The following is a 15,463-nucleotide window of genomic DNA, read 5'->3' on the forward strand; positions in this document are numbered from 1 at the left end:
TAGATTATTTAGCCCTGAAATTATGAATTAATTCCTTACAATCTACTTTTTCGGAAATAAGTTTAAGTCTTTTTAAATAGTCCTGAACTTCAATTAGATCCTGATTGGCAATTTGCTGCTGACTCCAATGGGTGAGATCAAGCCATTTACGGATATCTTCCAGTTTCTGTCCGTATCTTTTTGCCAGTTCAACATCTATATTTTTCTGAATTTTAAAATCGCTTGTTTCAGTATTCAAAACATCCAGCATTTGAAGAAGCTCATCAGGTTTTTCATCGATCGCCTTTTGAGAAGCGGCAATAACAAAACAAGGCCATGGAGTAGGGCAGTCGGCAATAAGTCTGAAGGTATTATTGTCTACCAGAGGTTTTGTAGTAAAATGTTCCCACATAAAATACTGTGCACCATCCTGTCTTAAAGCTTCAATAGCTCCATCCAAATTGTGAACGATTTCGAATTTTAGTGAATCTGTATCCCACCCAACATTTTCAGCATTTACATAGGCCATTAGATGTGAGCCACTTCCTTCACGGCTAATTGCAGCCTTTGAACCCTTAAGGTCATTTATGTTTTTAAAGGAAGATCTGCCATCCACATGAATTCCCCAAATAAGCGGACTTCCAATATAATTCTGAATGATCTTACTTTGATTACCATTTATAATATCACGAGTTATACCTTCTGTTAGTATAACTGCTACGTCTATTTCCTCTTCCCGAAGCAAATTACACATCGCTCCTGTACCTTCCGGAACTTCTCTCCACTCGAGGTCTATTCCTGCTTCTGTGAATTTGTTATTCTCTATACAGCGATGCCAGGGTAAATTAAAATGCTCCGGTACACCACCAACTTTGATCTTAGTCATTTGAATGCTTTTCTTTTAAGTAGTCATATATCGCATATTGCGAACGTACTGTTTCCTCATCATCTTCTTTCTGAACATAGGTATTCGATTCTTCCTTATCCTGAATACGAGCTTTCACATTATCCCTCAACTGAATGTTCAGTATATCTTTGAATTCATTGAATATATCTTCATCCAGCACTGGAGAGATGACTTCTATCCTGCGATCAAGATTACGACTCATCCAGTCTGCACTCCCATAAAACATCTTTTCATCACCACCATTTTCAAATAGATAGATTCTACCGTGTTCCAGAAAACGATCAACTACACTGGTGATATAAATATTTTCACTCATCTCTTCAACTCCTGGAATTAGACAGGTAAATCCGCGTATTAGCATTCTAATCTCAACACCCGCTTCGCTCGCCCGGTACAGCAACTCGATCATTTCCTCATCTTCAAGGCTGTTCATTTTGGCGGTAATCTTCGCTTTCTTGCCATCTCTGGCATTTTCAATCTCGTTGTAGATCAATTTGGTAAATTCCTGCCTTGTAGAAAATGGAGAGATCAAAAGGTTCTTTTCTCTCGGGATGATCAGTTCTCCTTCCAGCACTTTAAACAGGCGGTCGAGTTCTTTAGTGATCAGTTTATTTGCTGTAAAGATGGCATGATCGCAATAGATTTCAGAGGTTTCTGCATTGAAATTTCCGGTTCCAATATAAGCATATCGCACAGTTTCATCATTCTCCTGCCTTTTTACCAGCATGATTTTCGAATGTACTTTCACCTTCGGAAAAGAATAGATCACGTGAGCACCTTTTTCTTCAAATTTTCTTCCCCAGCTAATATTGTTTTCCTCATCGAATCTTGCTTTGGCTTCCACAAAAACAGTAACATTTTTACCGTTTTCCAAAGCCTGCATTAGAGAGTTAGTCAGCTTAGATTCATCGGCTACCCGATAAAGAGAAATACTAATATCAGTGACCTGGTCATCTGCTGCGGCCTGTTCTACAAATTTCTCTACATAGTCAAAAGACATAAAAGGAAAATGCAGCGCCTGATCTTTCTCTAAAATAGATTTAAAGTAATCATTACTTTTTTCAAGGGTTTTATGGGGTAGAGGTGGTAGCTTTTTAAAATGAAGATCGCTATTGCCACTTGGGTCAGGAAAAGTAAAGAAATCCTTAAAATTATGATATTTACCTCCCGGCATCATATCGATCTTCCCTAATTTCAGCAGTTTCCTGATCTTTCTATGAACAGGATCGGGCATACTTGCATCATAAAGTAATCTCGTAGGCTGTCCATCTGTTCTTTGCTTTAAAGATTCATAGATCTTTTCTGCCAGTACGCCTTCATATATATCGTCAATATATAATTCAGCATCACGGGATAATTTGATTTCATAAATTCCTGTAATATCGCTTTCAGGAAAAATTTTAAACAGTTGATGCCTTAAAATTTCATCTAAATAAGTGATCTGATGTTTATCTGCTTCATCCTTAAAAGTTACGAATCGGCCACATTCTTCTACCGGTATATTAACAATGGCTAATTTATTTTCATCTTTAAAAGTAACCAGAAAATAAAGGATAGAATTTTTTAAAAATAGCTCATTTTCTTCATTCAGATTAATAAGTATTGGATCTAAATGTTGCTGAATGTTCTCTTTAAAATAATCTTCAGCAAAGGCCTTTTGCTTTTGATCGTAATGATCTGCCTCCAGTAAGAATATATTGTTCGCCGCTAATTCCGGAATGATCTGTTTTTTATAGATATCACCAAACTGATTTTGTTGCTTTTTAACTTCTTCGATGATCTGCTTAGTTATCCTTGAAGGTTTGAGGGCTAGTTTTTTCCTGATACTTTTCTTCACCCTTTTCATCTGGCGTAATTGAGAAACACGTACGCGGAAATACTCATCCAGATTGGAAGAAAAAATTGCCAGAAATTTCATCCTGTCGTAAAGAGGATTTAATTTATCTGCAGCCTCCTGTAGAACCCTTTCGTTAAAACTCAACCAGTTTAGATCTCGGTGTCTAAAACGGTTTTCATTAGGTTGCGACATGGACATTATTTTGTTTAATCAAAAATACAAAGTAAGCCATGCAGAGCTTTTAATATATTGTTAAATAAGCTGTCTAAGCAACGATCCGTTCAAGACAGTATTTAATAAGATTATCCACAAGTTTTTTAGGATCTGCTGAAAATTCTCCGGTAGCTCTGTTCGCCAATACGGCGTTCATAGAAACTGCATGATGTCCCAGTAATTTGGACATCCCGTAGATTCCTGAAGTTTCCATCTCAAGATTGGTAATAGACCTTCCGTTAAAACTGAAGGCGGCGATATTTTGGTTCATATCTGCCTCAGGAATGGAGTTTCGAAGCACTCTTCCCTGTGGTCCATAGAAACCAATATTCGTAGCAGTAAAACCTTTGACAGTATCTTTAGATGAGAATTTCTCGATGAGTCGATTGCTTCCTTCGACTACATATGGATATGCTTTTTTAGAAGACCAGTTCGTTTGCTTTACAAATTCTTCAGCATAAGTAGCCTGTAAAAAACTATCGCTTTCATAGAAATGCATTAGACCATCAAAGCCCATTGAGAGTTCACTTACCAGAAATGAATCTAATGGAATATCTTCTCGAATTGAACCGGTGGTGCCTATCCGAATAATGTCTAAAGCTTTAAGATCGTTCTTAACCTCTTTTTTATGCAGATCGATATTTGCCAGCGCATCCAGTTCGGTTAAAGCGATATCTATATTATCGGTTCCCATTCCTGTAGACATTACGGTGATTCTTTTACCATCCAGAAGACCGGTATGAGTACAGAATTCACGTTTCATTCTGGTGATCTCGATCTTATCGAAATAAGCACTAATTCTTTCTACTCTTGCCGGGTCACCAACGGTGATCACTGTATCTGCGATTTCATGTGGTAGTAAACCAAGGTGATATATGGAACCGTCCTCGTTAAGGATCAATTCTGAAGCTTTTAAACTCATTCTATAGTTTTAATAATCTGTTCAATTCAGGATCGTAAAGGAAATCGAATTTTCGTACTCCGCCATAAACCTGTTCATTTGAAAGTTCACGATAGAAGTTCTTTTTCCCATTTAATACCTGAATTCCTTTTTCAGTAAGTTGTATTTTATTTTCGATTTCAGAAAAGAACAGGGAGAGCCTGTCCAGTTTTTTTTGCATCTGGCTATCGCTATACCCATAGTAACCCTGATGCTGAAGAGCGTATCCCAGTAAATGATTTCTACTTGTAATCTCTCTTGACTCTATAAGCTTTAAAATGTTTCTGTCAAGGGAGTTGATACCTGTCTTACTATTTGGAAACCTTTCAATATGCGCTCTAATGCAGCTTGATAAATACTCAAAATTAGACTTGGTCTTGATTTGTGCTTTTAATTTTAAAGGATCTTCACCACAATACAGTTCCCAAATCAACAATGCAATTTCAATATCTTCAGAAGTTAATGCAATGCTGTTTTCATAATGGTTCTTTAATTCCGAAATTGATAGCTGGCATAAAGGTTGAAATTCCTTGTCGCCCTTGAGTTTTTTGCTACACACAAGAAATACGGGCATATCCATTTTCTTGTTCGCTAGCACCTGAATAGCAGCAAGCATATTGATATGGCAAAAAAGATCATACTCGAACCACAGATAGACTTTGTCATAGTCATCCATGGCTTTTAATCTTTCAACTTCAGAAATAAAACGTTCTTCATAATTTTCCGCAGAGATATCGTATGCCTTCAACAGGAATTTCTTGCGCATTTTGAAGAACTTGTCATTAAGCTTCCTGTTTGTAGGACCTTCACATAAAAGTTCGCGCCATATAATCAATTCACCCGGTAAGTTTAGCTCCTGCATTTGCCCGGCCAAACCATCACCGTTCACTATATGTAAAGTCTTTTCGCTCATATTTGAGATATAAAAAACGTGCTGAAATTAACCTCCAACACGTTTAACCTGATATCCTTGTTTTTGCAGGATCTGCATTATTTTTTCACGATCGTCACCCTGAATGATGATTTCTCCATCCTTGGTACTACCGCCAACGCCACATTTTTTCTTCAGTAATTTCCCTAGCTTGATGAGTTCTTCTTCAGGACCCTGGTAATTCTTGATGATAGTCACCGTTTTACCGCCTCTTCCTTTATTACTGAAATGTGCTTCTAATTGCTGATCCTCTGGAGCGAGTTCTTCCTGGGAATCTCCATTGGTATATGATGTTTCATCAAATTCATCATTGGTCGAAAACACGAAACCTCCCAGATCTTCCAGACCTAATTTCTTTTTCGCCATTATCTATTTTTTTAAGAGACCTATCTCTACAAGACGCTGATGCAAAAATTCCCCTGCAGTAATGTCTTCATATTGTTTTGGGTTATCTTCATCGATACATTCTTCAAGACAGTCAAGTCTCATGTCACTACGAGGATGCATAAAGAATGGAATGGAATATCTAGGTTTTCCCCATTGATCTTTTGGCGGATTCGTAACCCGGTGAATAGTAGAACGAAGTTTGTTATTGGTATGTCTTTCCAGCATATCCCCAACGTTGATTACTAGTTCATCTTCCTGCGGAACTGCATCAATCCATTCACCATCCTTCCGAAGTACTTGCAGACCTCCGGTAGATGCCCCCATCAATAGTGTGATTAAATTGATATCTCCATGAGCTCCAGCTCTAACTGCTCCTTTTGGTTCTTCAGTGATCGGCGGGTAATGTATTGGTCTTAAAATACTATTTCCATTACTTGCCCAATGATCAAAATAGTGCTCTTCCAATCCAATGTATAAAGCAAGGGCACGAAGCACGTAAATACCAGTTTTTTCCAGCATTCTATATGCTTCCATCCCAGTTTTATTAAAATCTGGTAATTCTTCCACCTGGACATTTTCAGGATATTCTTCAGACAGTTTCGCATCTTGAGAAGGTTCCTGTCCAAAGTGCCAGAACTCCTTTAAATCTCCTTCTTTTTTACCTTTCGCATGCTCTTTTCCGAAGGAAATATAACCTCTTTGGCCAGCCAGCCCTTCAATCTCGTAGTTCTTCTTAGTTTCAACCGGTAAGTCAAAAAAAGATTTTACTTCTTTGTAAAGATTGTCAACCAGACTATCACTCAAAAAGTGATTTTTAAGAGCTACAAAACCTATTTCTTCATAAGCCTTACCAATCTCATTAACGAACTTTTCTTTTCTTTTAGGATCTTCCGAAAGAAAATCGGCGAGATCTACACTGGGAATATTATTCATTGCCATATAGCGCTTTTAAAATTTTAGGTAACAAACAAAGTTAAGTAAAATTAAGTAATTCAAGGATTTTTAGCATCCATTCAACTTTATAATTTTACTTACATTTATCGAACAAATTATAATATATGTCTTCTGTAGATACTTCACAAATCAGCATACTATACAATTCCAGCAATCATGACACCGAGACTCTTCAAGATCTGTATTCTGCCATGCTAAAACCCAGAATGATCGAAGAGAAGATGTTGATTTTGCTGCGTCAGGGTAAAATTAGTAAATGGTTTAGTGGAATAGGGCAGGAGGCGATCTCTGTAGGAGTAATCAAGGCTTTATATAAGCATGAGTATATTTTGCCTATGCATCGAAATCTAGGTGTTTTTACTACCCGGGAAATTCCCTTAAAGCGGCTGTTCGCCCAGTGGCAGGGAAAAGCGTCTGGTTTTACAAAGGGTAGAGACAGGAGTTTTCACTTTGGAACACAGGAATTTAATATAGTAGGAATGATCTCTCATCTTGGACCACAGCTTGGAGTGGCAGATGGTATTGCACTTGCTAGCAAACTTAAAAAAGAAGGATCTGTAACTGCAGTTTTCACCGGTGAAGGTGGTACCAGCGAAGGTGATTTTCATGAAGCTTTGAATATTGCCTCGGTTTGGGATCTACCGGTTTTATTCTGTATCGAGAATAATGGTTACGGACTCTCAACTCCGACTACGGAACAGTATAGATGTAAGGATCTTGCAGATCGCGGTGCTGGCTATGGGATGGAAGCGCATATAATTGATGGTAACAATATTCTCGAAGTTTATGAGAAAATCTCTGCAATAGCTGAAAGTATGCGGAAAGAACCCAGGCCGGTTCTTGTGGAATTCAAGACTTTTAGAATGAGAGGACATGAGGAAGCCAGTGGTACCAAATATGTTCCGCAGGAATTAATGGATGAGTGGCAGGCAAAGGATCCCGTGCTCAATTTTGAAAATTACCTTCTTGAAAATAATATTATATCATTAGATCATATTTCAGGAATAAAAGAAAAAATATTACAGGAGATCAACGAACATCTGGAGATCGTTAATTCTGAACCAATCGTTTCCGCAGATCTGGAAACTGAATTAAAGGATGTGTATGCAGATTATGAATATGAAGAAGTTCAGCCGGCATCTACAACTTCAGAATTAAGATTTATAGATGCCATTGCTGCATCTGTTTCAGAATCTATGGAACGTCACCCCAATCTTGTGCTTATGGGACAGGATATTGCAGATTATGGTGGTGTTTTTAAGATTACCGACGGTTTGCTTACTAAATATGGTAAGGAAAGAATCCGCAATACGCCCATATGTGAATCGGCAATAGTTAGCACAGCCATGGGTCTATCCATAAAGGGTATGAAAGCTATGGTTGAAATGCAATTTAGTGATTTTGTAAGTTCGGGATTCAATCCAATCGTAAATTACCTTGCAAAAGTAAATTATCGATGGAACCAAAATGCCGATGTCGTAATTAGAATGCCATGCGGGGGTAGTGTAGGTGCAGGACCATTCCATAGCCAGACCAACGAAGCCTGGTTTACAAAAATCCCCGGGTTAAAAGTCATCTATCCTGCTTTTCCCGCAGATGCTAAAGGTTTGTTGAATACAGCCTTTAATGATCCTAATCCCGTATTATATTTTGAACACAAGGCGCTTTATCGAAGTATCAGGCAGGAAGTTCCGGAAGGGTATTACACTACTGAATTTGGGAAAGCCTCTTTGATTAGAGAAGGTAGCGATGTTACTATAATCACTTACGGAGCAGGTGTTCATTGGGCTATGGAAATTCTGGATGAGTTGGAAGTGGATTCTGCAGACCTTCTGGACCTTCGAAGTTTACAACCACTTGACAAGGAAGCAATTTGTGAATCAGTCACAAAAACAGGAAAAGCGATCGTTCTAACAGAGGATTCACTAACGGGTAGTTTTGCTTCAGAAATTGCTGCCATGATCACTGAGAATTGTTTTGAAAGTCTTGATGCTCCAGTATATAGAGTGGGGTCTTTGGAAACACCAATACCATTCGCAAAGGAGCTGGAAAACCAGTATTTGCCAAAGGATCGCTTCAAATTAAAATTGCAGGAATTATTGAATTATTAGCAAGCTTTTATCATTAAATTGAGATAATTAAGATTAGTTAACATATTCTCTGTTAAATAATTAATAATCTTTTGTTGACGCCTTACTACTGCTGTAATTTAGTTTCAACTAATCAATAAATCTATACATTATGGTACGTTTAATCGTCATTTTTCTGATTATTGCAATCGTTGCCGCAATCTTCGGTTTTGGAGGAATTGCAGACGGTGCAGCAGATATCGCGAAGATAATTTTTTACATCTTCCTTGTACTACTAGTAATCTCATTACTAAGTCGTTTATTCAGAAGATAATCGAACAATAACATTTTAAATCCAATGTGCTTCGGAACAATCCTTGCCACATTGGATTTTTACTTTTAAATAAAATCCTACATGAAAAAGATATTTATTTTACTTGCAACAATTGGACTACTTGCTTCCTGTGGAGGAACGAGTGAAGTTGCAAAAGAGGCTAGAAAGAGCTTTGATGGTCAATGGACATTAACAAGTGTTACTTATCCAAATAATCCGGGCCAATTCAATGTAACTCTTTTCAATGAAGCTCAGGCTTCCTGTTTTGAGAACAGCAACTGGGACTTTGTTTCGAATAATAACCGTGGAACTTACACAGTTTCGGGTACAGGTTGTGATGGAGAAACGAACCAGTTCATCTGGTCTATCGATGAAGAGAACACCCCTCAGGGGATATATGATTTTCTTCTGAAGCCTACTAATGAAGATTACAAATCTACAACAGGAAATGAAGGATTCAGACTGAACTTACAGAGTTTAACTGATACTAATATGACCTGGTCACAAACAGTTAGTCTTGATGGCTCACCGTTTACAATAAAAATGAATTTTACTAAACTTTAATTATACAGAAAGCTATGAAAACAGTAATTAATAGAATGTTCGTAATACTTTTTGCATCCACACTTTTATTTGGATGTGATGCAGTACAGAACGCAAATAATAAGCAAAAAGGTGCTGTGATAGGTACTGCAGGAGGAGCCGTAATTGGTGGCGTAATAGGTAACAACACGGGTGATGGTAATACTGCTCTTGGATCCATCATTGGTGGCGTAGTTGGTGGTGCAGCCGGAGCTATTATTGGAAACAGAATGGATGAACAGGCTAAAAAGATCGAGAACGAGATTCCTGGAGCGGAAGTTGAAAGAGTTGGTGAAGGGATTAACGTCACATTTGACGAAAATAGTGGAGTTTATTTCGATACAGAGAAATATGCAATCAACGCAAAATCTCAGGAAACGTTGAATAAGCTCGCTGGTATTTTTAAAGAGTATCCTCAAACAAATGTTCTGGTTGAAGGTCATACCGATAATACAGGTAGTGACAGTTATAACCTAACCTTATCAAAAAACAGAGCACAAGCGGTTACTGGCTACCTTGTAGATAACGGAATTGAAAAAGGAAGATTTACTACAAAATGGTATGGTGAAACTCAACCAAAGTACGATAACTCTACTGCTGATGGAAGAGCAAAGAATAGAAGAGTAGAGCTTGCAATTGTAGCTAATGAAGAATTAAAAGAAGAGGCTAAGGAACAGGCCGAACAGCAAGATGGTAACTAAGATTTTATTTTAAATTAATTGTGAAAGATCCCGGTTTATGCCGGGATTTTTTATGATTAATAGCTAAATTCAAAAAATGAATTCAAGAGATGTTATTATACTGGGAGGAGGACTAGCAGGTCTTGTAGCAGGGATACATCTCATAAATGCTGGTGCTAATGTTTGCCTAATTGAAAAAGACTCATATCCAAGACATAGGGTATGTGGAGAATACTTGTCCAATGAAGTAAAATCGTATTTGGAATTTCTAGGCCTTGATTTACAGAGTATTCATATCCCAGAACTTGCAAGGATGCAATTTAGCACACAGAGAGGGCATGCACTTGAATGCGAGCTAGATCTTGGAGGAATGGGTATTAGCAGGTATACTCTAGATCATCTTTTATTCCAAAGATTTTTAAAAGCAGGAGGTGAAATTATTCAGACAACTGCTGAAAATTGTAAATTTCAGGAGAACATTTTTTCAGTTCATTGCAAGAACGGTAAAACTCTCGAAGCAAATTTTGTACTCGGGGCATATGGCAAGAGGTCCAATCTCGACAAGATTCTTAAGCGATACTTTATAAATAAAAGATCTGCATGGATGGGTGTTAAGGCCCATTACGATAACAAGGATTTTCCTGATGATCTGGTAGCACTGCATAACTTTCGAGGAGGATATTGCGGACTGTCAAGAACCGATCTTGATACTGTGAATGTCTGTTATCTGGCGACTTATGAATCATTTCAAAAACATGGAAATATTAAAGCATTTGAGAACAAGGTTCTTAGCCGCAATCCATTTTTAGAGGATTTTTTTCAGAATTCAACCATGGTCTTCGAAAAACCTTTGAGTATCGCCCAAATTTCATTTGAAAATAAGATAATGTTCGAAAATCATATTATTATGATCGGGGACGCTGCAGGTTTAATTCATCCATTGTCTGGTAATGGAATGGCGATGGCCATACGTAGCGCTAAGCTGGCTTCGGAAGCATTATTAGAGTTCAATCTAAATCCAAAAGATCGGCAAAGGATAGAATCAAAATACATTCATTCCTGGAATAATAATTTTAGAACAAGAATGAATACAGGCAGGATACTTCAGAAGATACTAATGCACGAAAAACTGAGCAATTTCTCTCAAAGGTTTGTACAAAAAGTACCCGGATTACTTCCGAAGATCATTAAACTAACCCACGGAAAAGAAATGCATGTCTGAAATAGATATAACAAAAAGATCTCTCGAGCCGGAGATCATGGACGATTTTGACTTTAGAGGTGAAGAATTGAGAATTACTCTGGAGGATCTTGAAAAGGTCAATTCCTGGCTGGGAGGTAATCAAATTAGTATAGATGGCCTGAAGCAATTGAATCTTGATAAAAATTCAGAAATCTCAATCGTAGACGTGGGTTGTGGTAATGGAGCGATGTTACGAAAAATAGCAGATTGGGGCAGAAAAGAGAAATTGAAATTAAAATTGACAGGTGTAGATGCGAATGCATATGCCATCGATATCGCACAGGATTTATCTAAAGATTACCCAGAATTAGACTTTGTAACTCAGAATATCTTTAGCTCAGAATTTCGCAGTTCAAAATTTGACGTGGTGATGTGTACGCTGACATTACATCATTTCAAGGATTCCCAGATTCCGGAAATTTTGCATCAGTTCTACGATCAGTCTAAAATAGCAGTGATTATTAATGACCTGCAACGTTCAGAATTAGCTTACAGATTATTTAAAATGTTCTGCGCGGTATTTGTGAACAACGAAATTGCCAGAAAAGATGGTCTCATCTCAATTTTGAGAGGTTTTAAGGAGCATGATATAAATAAATATATGAATGCTATTAAAGTTGATACCTACTCGATCGAATGGAAATGGGCTTTCAGATATCTATGGATCATTAACAAGTAAAAGAATGAGTGTACATATAGTAAACGTTGAGAAGCAATTACCGGAATATTTTCGGGAAACCAAGGATATCATACCTCTGGTAGAAGATTGGCTTGGTGACCAGGATGACAGATTCCGTAGAAAAATTGTTAAGATTTTTGAAGGTGCAGCCGTAGATAGGCGCTATTCGATCATGGATCCTGAGGAAGTTTTTACTGCAACTTCATTTGAGGATAAAAATAATATTTATGTGAGAGAGGTTAAGAAGCTGGGTAGCCAGGTTTTAAAAAAGTCGTTGGCTGCTGCAAACTGGGATGCTCAAAGTATCGATTTTATCATAACCGTGAGTTGTACCGGGATCATGATTCCTTCTCTGGATGCTTATTTGATCAATGAATTAAAATTGAAACAGGATGTTACTCGTTTGCCGGTTACCGAAATGGGATGTGCGGCAGGTATCTCCGGAATGATATATGCTCACAATTTTCTTAAGTCGAATCCTGGAAAACGTGCCGCTGTGATTGCTGTTGAAAGTCCTACGGCCACTTTTCAACTTTCAGATCTAAGTATGGCGAATATGGTAAGTGCCGCAATTTTCGGGGATGGGGCGGCTTGTGTATTATTGTCTTCCGAAGAAGGTCTTGATAGCCCAAGGATTATTGGTGAAGAAATGTATCACTTCTATGATGCGACACAAATGATGGGCTTTGATCTCAAGAATGAAGGTCTGCGAATGATACTTGATCCGGCAGTTCCTGAAACTATCTCCCAGCATTTCCCGAAAATCGTTCATCCGTTTCTCGAAAAACATGGATCTTCTATACAAAAAGTGGATCATTTAATATTTCATCCTGGTGGGAAAAAAATAGTGCAGACAGTTTCTGAACTTTTTGGTAACTTAGGTAAGAATATTGACGATACTCGTGAAGTATTGAAATTATTCGGAAATATGAGTAGCGCTACGGTACTTTATGTTCTGGAAAGATTTCTGGATAAAGATATTGCTAAGGGTGAACAGGGATTGATGTTAAGTTTTGGACCTGGTTTTTCTGCTCAACGAATTTTGATAGAATGGTAAAAGACTTCAGAAATACAGATTATTGGGCGGTAATACTTGGAGGTAGTAGCGGTCTTGGGTATGCGAGCGCAAAGAAGCTTGCAAACCACGGAATGAATATTATTATAATCCACCGCGACAGAAGATCTGAAATTGAAGATATAGAAGAAGCCTTTGAAAGTATACGCAAAACTGGTGTGGAATTTCGCAGTTTTAATACAGATGCAATTCAGAAGGAGAACCGGAATGAACTCGTTTTAAATATCAAGAAATCTCTTGGTAAGCATGGTAAGGTAAGAACCCTTTTACATAGTATCGCAAAGGGTAATTTAAAACCTATGCTAGGAGATGAACAAACTCTGAGTAATATCGACTTTCAATTGACCATAGATGCCATGGCATTAAGCCTGTATGACTGGACTCAGGAACTATATAGAAATGACCTTTTCGCGAAAGATGCCCGTGTGATCGCTTTTACCAGTGAAGGAAATAAAAAAGCATGGAAAAACTACGCAGCAGTTTCAGCAGCAAAAGTAACTCTGGAATCCTTAACCAGAGGGATCGCTCTTGAGTTTGCTGAAAAAGGAATTCGCGCAAATTGTATTCAGGCGGGTATAACGGTTACTAGATCTTTCCAGATGATTCCGGGCAATCAAACTCTTAGGGAACATGCTTTGAAACACAATCCATTCAAAAGATTAACAGTCCCGGATGATGTCGCAAACGTTGTCTATTTACTGAGTAAAGATGAAGCATCCTGGATTACCGGGAGTATCATCCCTGTTAATGGTGGTGAGCACTTAATGTAAATTCAAAGTTCTTGAAAAGTATAGAAATAACCTCCAAACTACCTTATTCAGCACCTTTTCTATTCGTAGACGAAATCACGTCTGTTAGCGAGAATACTATTGAAGGTAATTACCTTTTCAATAAATCCCAAGATTTTTATCGTGGCCATTTCAAGGATAATCCTGTAACTCCGGGAGTGATCCTGGCTGAATGTATGGCGCAAATTGGTGTGGTCTCCCTTGGTATCTACTTGTTAAGTAAGCAGACTGAGGCTTCTGGAACCCCTCGCATTGCTATGACTTCTTCTAATGTGGAATTTATTAAACCCGTTTATCCTGGCGAAAAAGTATTCGTAAAGTCTGAAAAAAAATACTTTAGATTTAATAAATTAAAGTGCGTGGTGATCATGACTGATACTGAAGAAAACATTATATGCCGGGGTGAAATTTCGGGAATGATTTTAAAAGCTGAATCATGAGTAGAAGAGTAGTGATTACTGGATTGGGTGTTGCCGCACCTAATGCAATTGCAATTGATCAATTTGACCAGGCTTTGAGGATTGGCAATAGCGGAATCAAATTTCACCAGGATCTTAAGGATCTTAATTTCAGTTGCCAGATAGGAGGGAAGCCACCGGTTACTAAGGAGATTATAAACAAGTATTTCAATCCACTTCAACAGAAAGGTTTAAATAGCAGCGGACTCATTTATGGAGTGATGGCTGGCGTAGATGCGTGGAAAGATGCTCTGCTTCCAGTTTCTTCGGAAGGGGATCCAGACTGGAATTCAGGGATCATTTTTGGCACTGGAATCCTTGGAGTCGACAAATTTAGAGAAGCGATCCATCTGATCGATGCCGGGAAAACCAGAAGATTGGGAAGCACGAGTGTAATCCAGACGATGGCAAGCGGTATTAGTGCTTACTTAGGAGGAATGCTAGGTTGCGGTAACCAGGTAACAACAAATTCTTCTGCATGTACTACAGGAAATGAAGCGATTATCCTTGGATATGACCGGATAATTTCAGGGAAGGCTCAAAGAATGCTGGTTGGAAGTTGCGGTGATGATGGACCTTATGTTTGGGGAGGATTTGACGCGATGAGGATTCTTCCGGGGAAATACAATGATAATCCAGAAGAAGCTTCCAGACCTATGAGTGCAACTGCTTCTGGATTTGTGCCGGGAAGTGGAGCAGGAGCTCTGCTGCTTGAATCGCTGGAATCTGCTTTGCAAAGAGGAGCAAATATTTATGCGGAAGTACTTGGGGGAGCTATCAATAGTGGCGGCCAGAGAGCTGGTGGAAGTATGACCGCAGCGAATAATGAAGCTGTACAAAGATGTATAAAGGATGCTATTAGTTTTGCTGGAATTCAGGCTGAAGATATAGACTATATAAATGGACATCTCACAGCTACTACCAGAGATGCTACAGAAATCGAGAACTGGACTTCTGCACTCGGACTTTCAGGAGAAAAATTTCCGAAGATTAATTCCCTGAAAGGAATGACCGGACACTGTTTGAGTGCTTCTGGTTCAATTGAAAGTGTTGCTAGTATACTTCAGATTAAAAATCAATATGTATTCGGGAATATTAACTGTGAAGATGTTCATCAAGATATAATTGATTTAATCGATGGCTCCTGTATTCCGAAGAAAACATTAGATTTTGATATTAGAATCGCAGCTAAAGCCAGTTTTGGTTTTGGAGATGTAAATGCGGTCACTATCTTTAAACGGTATAAAAAATAGCTAATGACCAATCAGGATATAATTTCTAAGATTAAAACAATTGTCACTCCATATACTCAGCGTACAGAAGGCTTGTCTGAATTCGATGAAAGCACCAACTTTTTAAATGACCTTGAGATCAATTCTGCTAATCTGGTTGACGTAGTGCTGGATG

Annotated in this window: 16 protein-coding genes; 10 read left to right on the forward strand and 6 right to left on the reverse strand. The window is 38.2% G+C overall.

Annotated features, from left to right (window positions below; genetic code table 11):
• Positions 1–4: 4 nt before the first annotated feature.
• The 6 genes from ACNI3T_RS12110 to ACNI3T_RS12135 form a co-directional block, all read right to left on the reverse strand.
• Entirely contained in the window at positions 5–865 is an 861-nt protein-coding gene (locus tag ACNI3T_RS12110; protein WP_418228029.1) for a substrate-binding domain-containing protein, read from the reverse strand.
• Complete coding sequence (ppk1, locus tag ACNI3T_RS12115; protein WP_418228030.1) at positions 858–2,915, reverse strand: polyphosphate kinase 1; 2,058 nt, start codon at positions 2,913–2,915, stop codon at positions 858–860. The genes ACNI3T_RS12110 and ppk1 overlap by 8 nt, the downstream gene beginning before the upstream one ends.
• Positions 2,916–2,988: 73 nt before the next feature.
• Positions 2,989–3,858 (reverse strand): nucleoside phosphorylase, encoded by an 870-nt coding sequence (locus ACNI3T_RS12120; RefSeq protein WP_418228031.1) that lies wholly within the window; start codon positions 3,856–3,858, stop codon positions 2,989–2,991.
• A gap of 1 nt (position 3,859) precedes the next feature.
• Complete coding sequence (locus tag ACNI3T_RS12125) at positions 3,860–4,789, reverse strand: DUF1835 domain-containing protein (RefSeq protein ID WP_418228032.1); 930 nt, start codon at positions 4,787–4,789, stop codon at positions 3,860–3,862.
• A 27-nt stretch (positions 4,790–4,816) separates the two neighbouring features.
• Positions 4,817–5,173: a translation initiation factor gene (locus ACNI3T_RS12130; protein ID WP_322300213.1), complete on the reverse strand. Its 357-nt coding sequence runs from the start codon at positions 5,171–5,173 to the stop codon at positions 4,817–4,819.
• A 3-nt stretch (positions 5,174–5,176) separates the two neighbouring features.
• Complete coding sequence (locus ACNI3T_RS12135; protein WP_418228304.1) at positions 5,177–6,127, reverse strand: isopenicillin N synthase family dioxygenase; 951 nt, start codon at positions 6,125–6,127, stop codon at positions 5,177–5,179.
• Between the two features lie 125 nt (positions 6,128–6,252).
• Between ACNI3T_RS12135 and ACNI3T_RS12140 the strand changes: the two genes are divergently transcribed.
• From ACNI3T_RS12140 to ACNI3T_RS12185, 10 genes are all read left to right on the forward strand, one after another.
• A complete protein-coding gene (locus tag ACNI3T_RS12140; protein ID WP_418228033.1) occupies positions 6,253–8,259 on the forward strand; it encodes an alpha-ketoacid dehydrogenase subunit alpha/beta in 2,007 nt (668 codons plus the stop codon).
• Between the two features lie 130 nt (positions 8,260–8,389).
• Complete coding sequence (locus ACNI3T_RS12145; protein ID WP_026916217.1) at positions 8,390–8,551, forward strand: DUF1328 domain-containing protein; 162 nt, start codon at positions 8,390–8,392, stop codon at positions 8,549–8,551.
• 81 nt (positions 8,552–8,632) lie between these two features.
• On the forward strand, positions 8,633–9,115 hold the full coding sequence (locus tag ACNI3T_RS12150) for a lipocalin (protein ID WP_418228034.1): 483 nt from the start codon (positions 8,633–8,635) through the stop codon (positions 9,113–9,115).
• Between the two features lie 14 nt (positions 9,116–9,129).
• Positions 9,130–9,834, forward strand: coding sequence for a YiaD family glycine zipper/OmpA-like lipoprotein (locus tag ACNI3T_RS12155; RefSeq protein WP_322300216.1), 705 nt, complete (start codon positions 9,130–9,132; stop codon positions 9,832–9,834).
• Positions 9,835–9,910: 76 nt separating this feature from the next.
• Positions 9,911–11,035, forward strand: coding sequence for an NAD(P)/FAD-dependent oxidoreductase (locus ACNI3T_RS12160; protein WP_418228035.1), 1,125 nt, complete (start codon positions 9,911–9,913; stop codon positions 11,033–11,035).
• Positions 11,028–11,735: a methyltransferase domain-containing protein gene (locus ACNI3T_RS12165; RefSeq protein ID WP_418228036.1), complete on the forward strand. Its 708-nt coding sequence runs from the start codon at positions 11,028–11,030 to the stop codon at positions 11,733–11,735. Before ACNI3T_RS12160 ends, ACNI3T_RS12165 begins: the two co-directional genes overlap by 8 nt.
• Positions 11,736–11,739: 4 nt before the next feature.
• Positions 11,740–12,792 (forward strand): type III polyketide synthase, encoded by a 1,053-nt coding sequence (locus ACNI3T_RS12170; protein WP_418228037.1) that lies wholly within the window; start codon positions 11,740–11,742, stop codon positions 12,790–12,792.
• Positions 12,786–13,580 carry an enoyl-ACP reductase FabI gene (locus tag ACNI3T_RS12175; protein WP_322300220.1) on the forward strand — a complete coding sequence of 265 codons (795 nt, stop codon included), beginning with the start codon at positions 12,786–12,788 and terminating at the stop codon, positions 13,578–13,580. The genes ACNI3T_RS12170 and ACNI3T_RS12175 overlap by 7 nt, the downstream gene beginning before the upstream one ends.
• An 11-nt stretch (positions 13,581–13,591) precedes the next feature.
• Positions 13,592–14,038: a 3-hydroxyacyl-ACP dehydratase FabZ family protein gene (locus tag ACNI3T_RS12180; protein WP_418228038.1), complete on the forward strand. Its 447-nt coding sequence runs from the start codon at positions 13,592–13,594 to the stop codon at positions 14,036–14,038.
• Positions 14,035–15,309, forward strand: coding sequence for a beta-ketoacyl-[acyl-carrier-protein] synthase family protein (locus ACNI3T_RS12185; protein ID WP_418228039.1), 1,275 nt, complete (start codon positions 14,035–14,037; stop codon positions 15,307–15,309). The genes ACNI3T_RS12180 and ACNI3T_RS12185 overlap by 4 nt, the downstream gene beginning before the upstream one ends.
• Positions 15,310–15,463: the final 154 nt, after the last annotated feature.

The sequence above is a fragment of the Christiangramia qingdaonensis genome (assembly GCF_048381525.1).
Lineage (GTDB): Bacteria > Bacteroidota > Bacteroidia > Flavobacteriales > Flavobacteriaceae > Christiangramia.

What these genes read in the sequence shown, in the direction of transcription:
- ACNI3T_RS12110 (WP_418228029.1), bottom strand. Translation starts at nt 865, where the DNA reads ATGACTAAGATCAAAGTTGGTGGTGTACCGGAGCATTTTAATTTACCC.
- ppk1 (WP_418228030.1), bottom strand. Translation starts at nt 2,915, where the DNA reads ATGTCGCAACCTAATGAAAACCGTTTTAGACACCGAGATCTAAACTGG.
- ACNI3T_RS12120 (WP_418228031.1), bottom strand. Translation starts at nt 3,858, where the DNA reads ATGAGTTTAAAAGCTTCAGAATTGATCCTTAACGAGGACGGTTCCATA.
- ACNI3T_RS12125 (WP_418228032.1), bottom strand. Translation starts at nt 4,789, where the DNA reads ATGAGCGAAAAGACTTTACATATAGTGAACGGTGATGGTTTGGCCGGG.
- ACNI3T_RS12130 (WP_322300213.1), bottom strand. Translation starts at nt 5,173, where the DNA reads ATGGCGAAAAAGAAATTAGGTCTGGAAGATCTGGGAGGTTTCGTGTTT.
- ACNI3T_RS12135 (WP_418228304.1), bottom strand. Translation starts at nt 6,127, where the DNA reads ATGAATAATATTCCCAGTGTAGATCTCGCCGATTTTCTTTCGGAAGAT.
- ACNI3T_RS12140 (WP_418228033.1), top strand. Translation starts at nt 6,253, where the DNA reads ATGTCTTCTGTAGATACTTCACAAATCAGCATACTATACAATTCCAGC.
- ACNI3T_RS12145 (WP_026916217.1), top strand. Translation starts at nt 8,390, where the DNA reads ATGGTACGTTTAATCGTCATTTTTCTGATTATTGCAATCGTTGCCGCA.
- ACNI3T_RS12150 (WP_418228034.1), top strand. Translation starts at nt 8,633, where the DNA reads ATGAAAAAGATATTTATTTTACTTGCAACAATTGGACTACTTGCTTCC.
- ACNI3T_RS12155 (WP_322300216.1), top strand. Translation starts at nt 9,130, where the DNA reads ATGAAAACAGTAATTAATAGAATGTTCGTAATACTTTTTGCATCCACA.
- ACNI3T_RS12160 (WP_418228035.1), top strand. Translation starts at nt 9,911, where the DNA reads ATGAATTCAAGAGATGTTATTATACTGGGAGGAGGACTAGCAGGTCTT.
- ACNI3T_RS12165 (WP_418228036.1), top strand. Translation starts at nt 11,028, where the DNA reads ATGTCTGAAATAGATATAACAAAAAGATCTCTCGAGCCGGAGATCATG.
- ACNI3T_RS12170 (WP_418228037.1), top strand. Translation starts at nt 11,740, where the DNA reads ATGAGTGTACATATAGTAAACGTTGAGAAGCAATTACCGGAATATTTT.
- ACNI3T_RS12175 (WP_322300220.1), top strand. Translation starts at nt 12,786, where the DNA reads ATGGTAAAAGACTTCAGAAATACAGATTATTGGGCGGTAATACTTGGA.
- ACNI3T_RS12185 (WP_418228039.1), top strand. Translation starts at nt 14,035, where the DNA reads ATGAGTAGAAGAGTAGTGATTACTGGATTGGGTGTTGCCGCACCTAAT.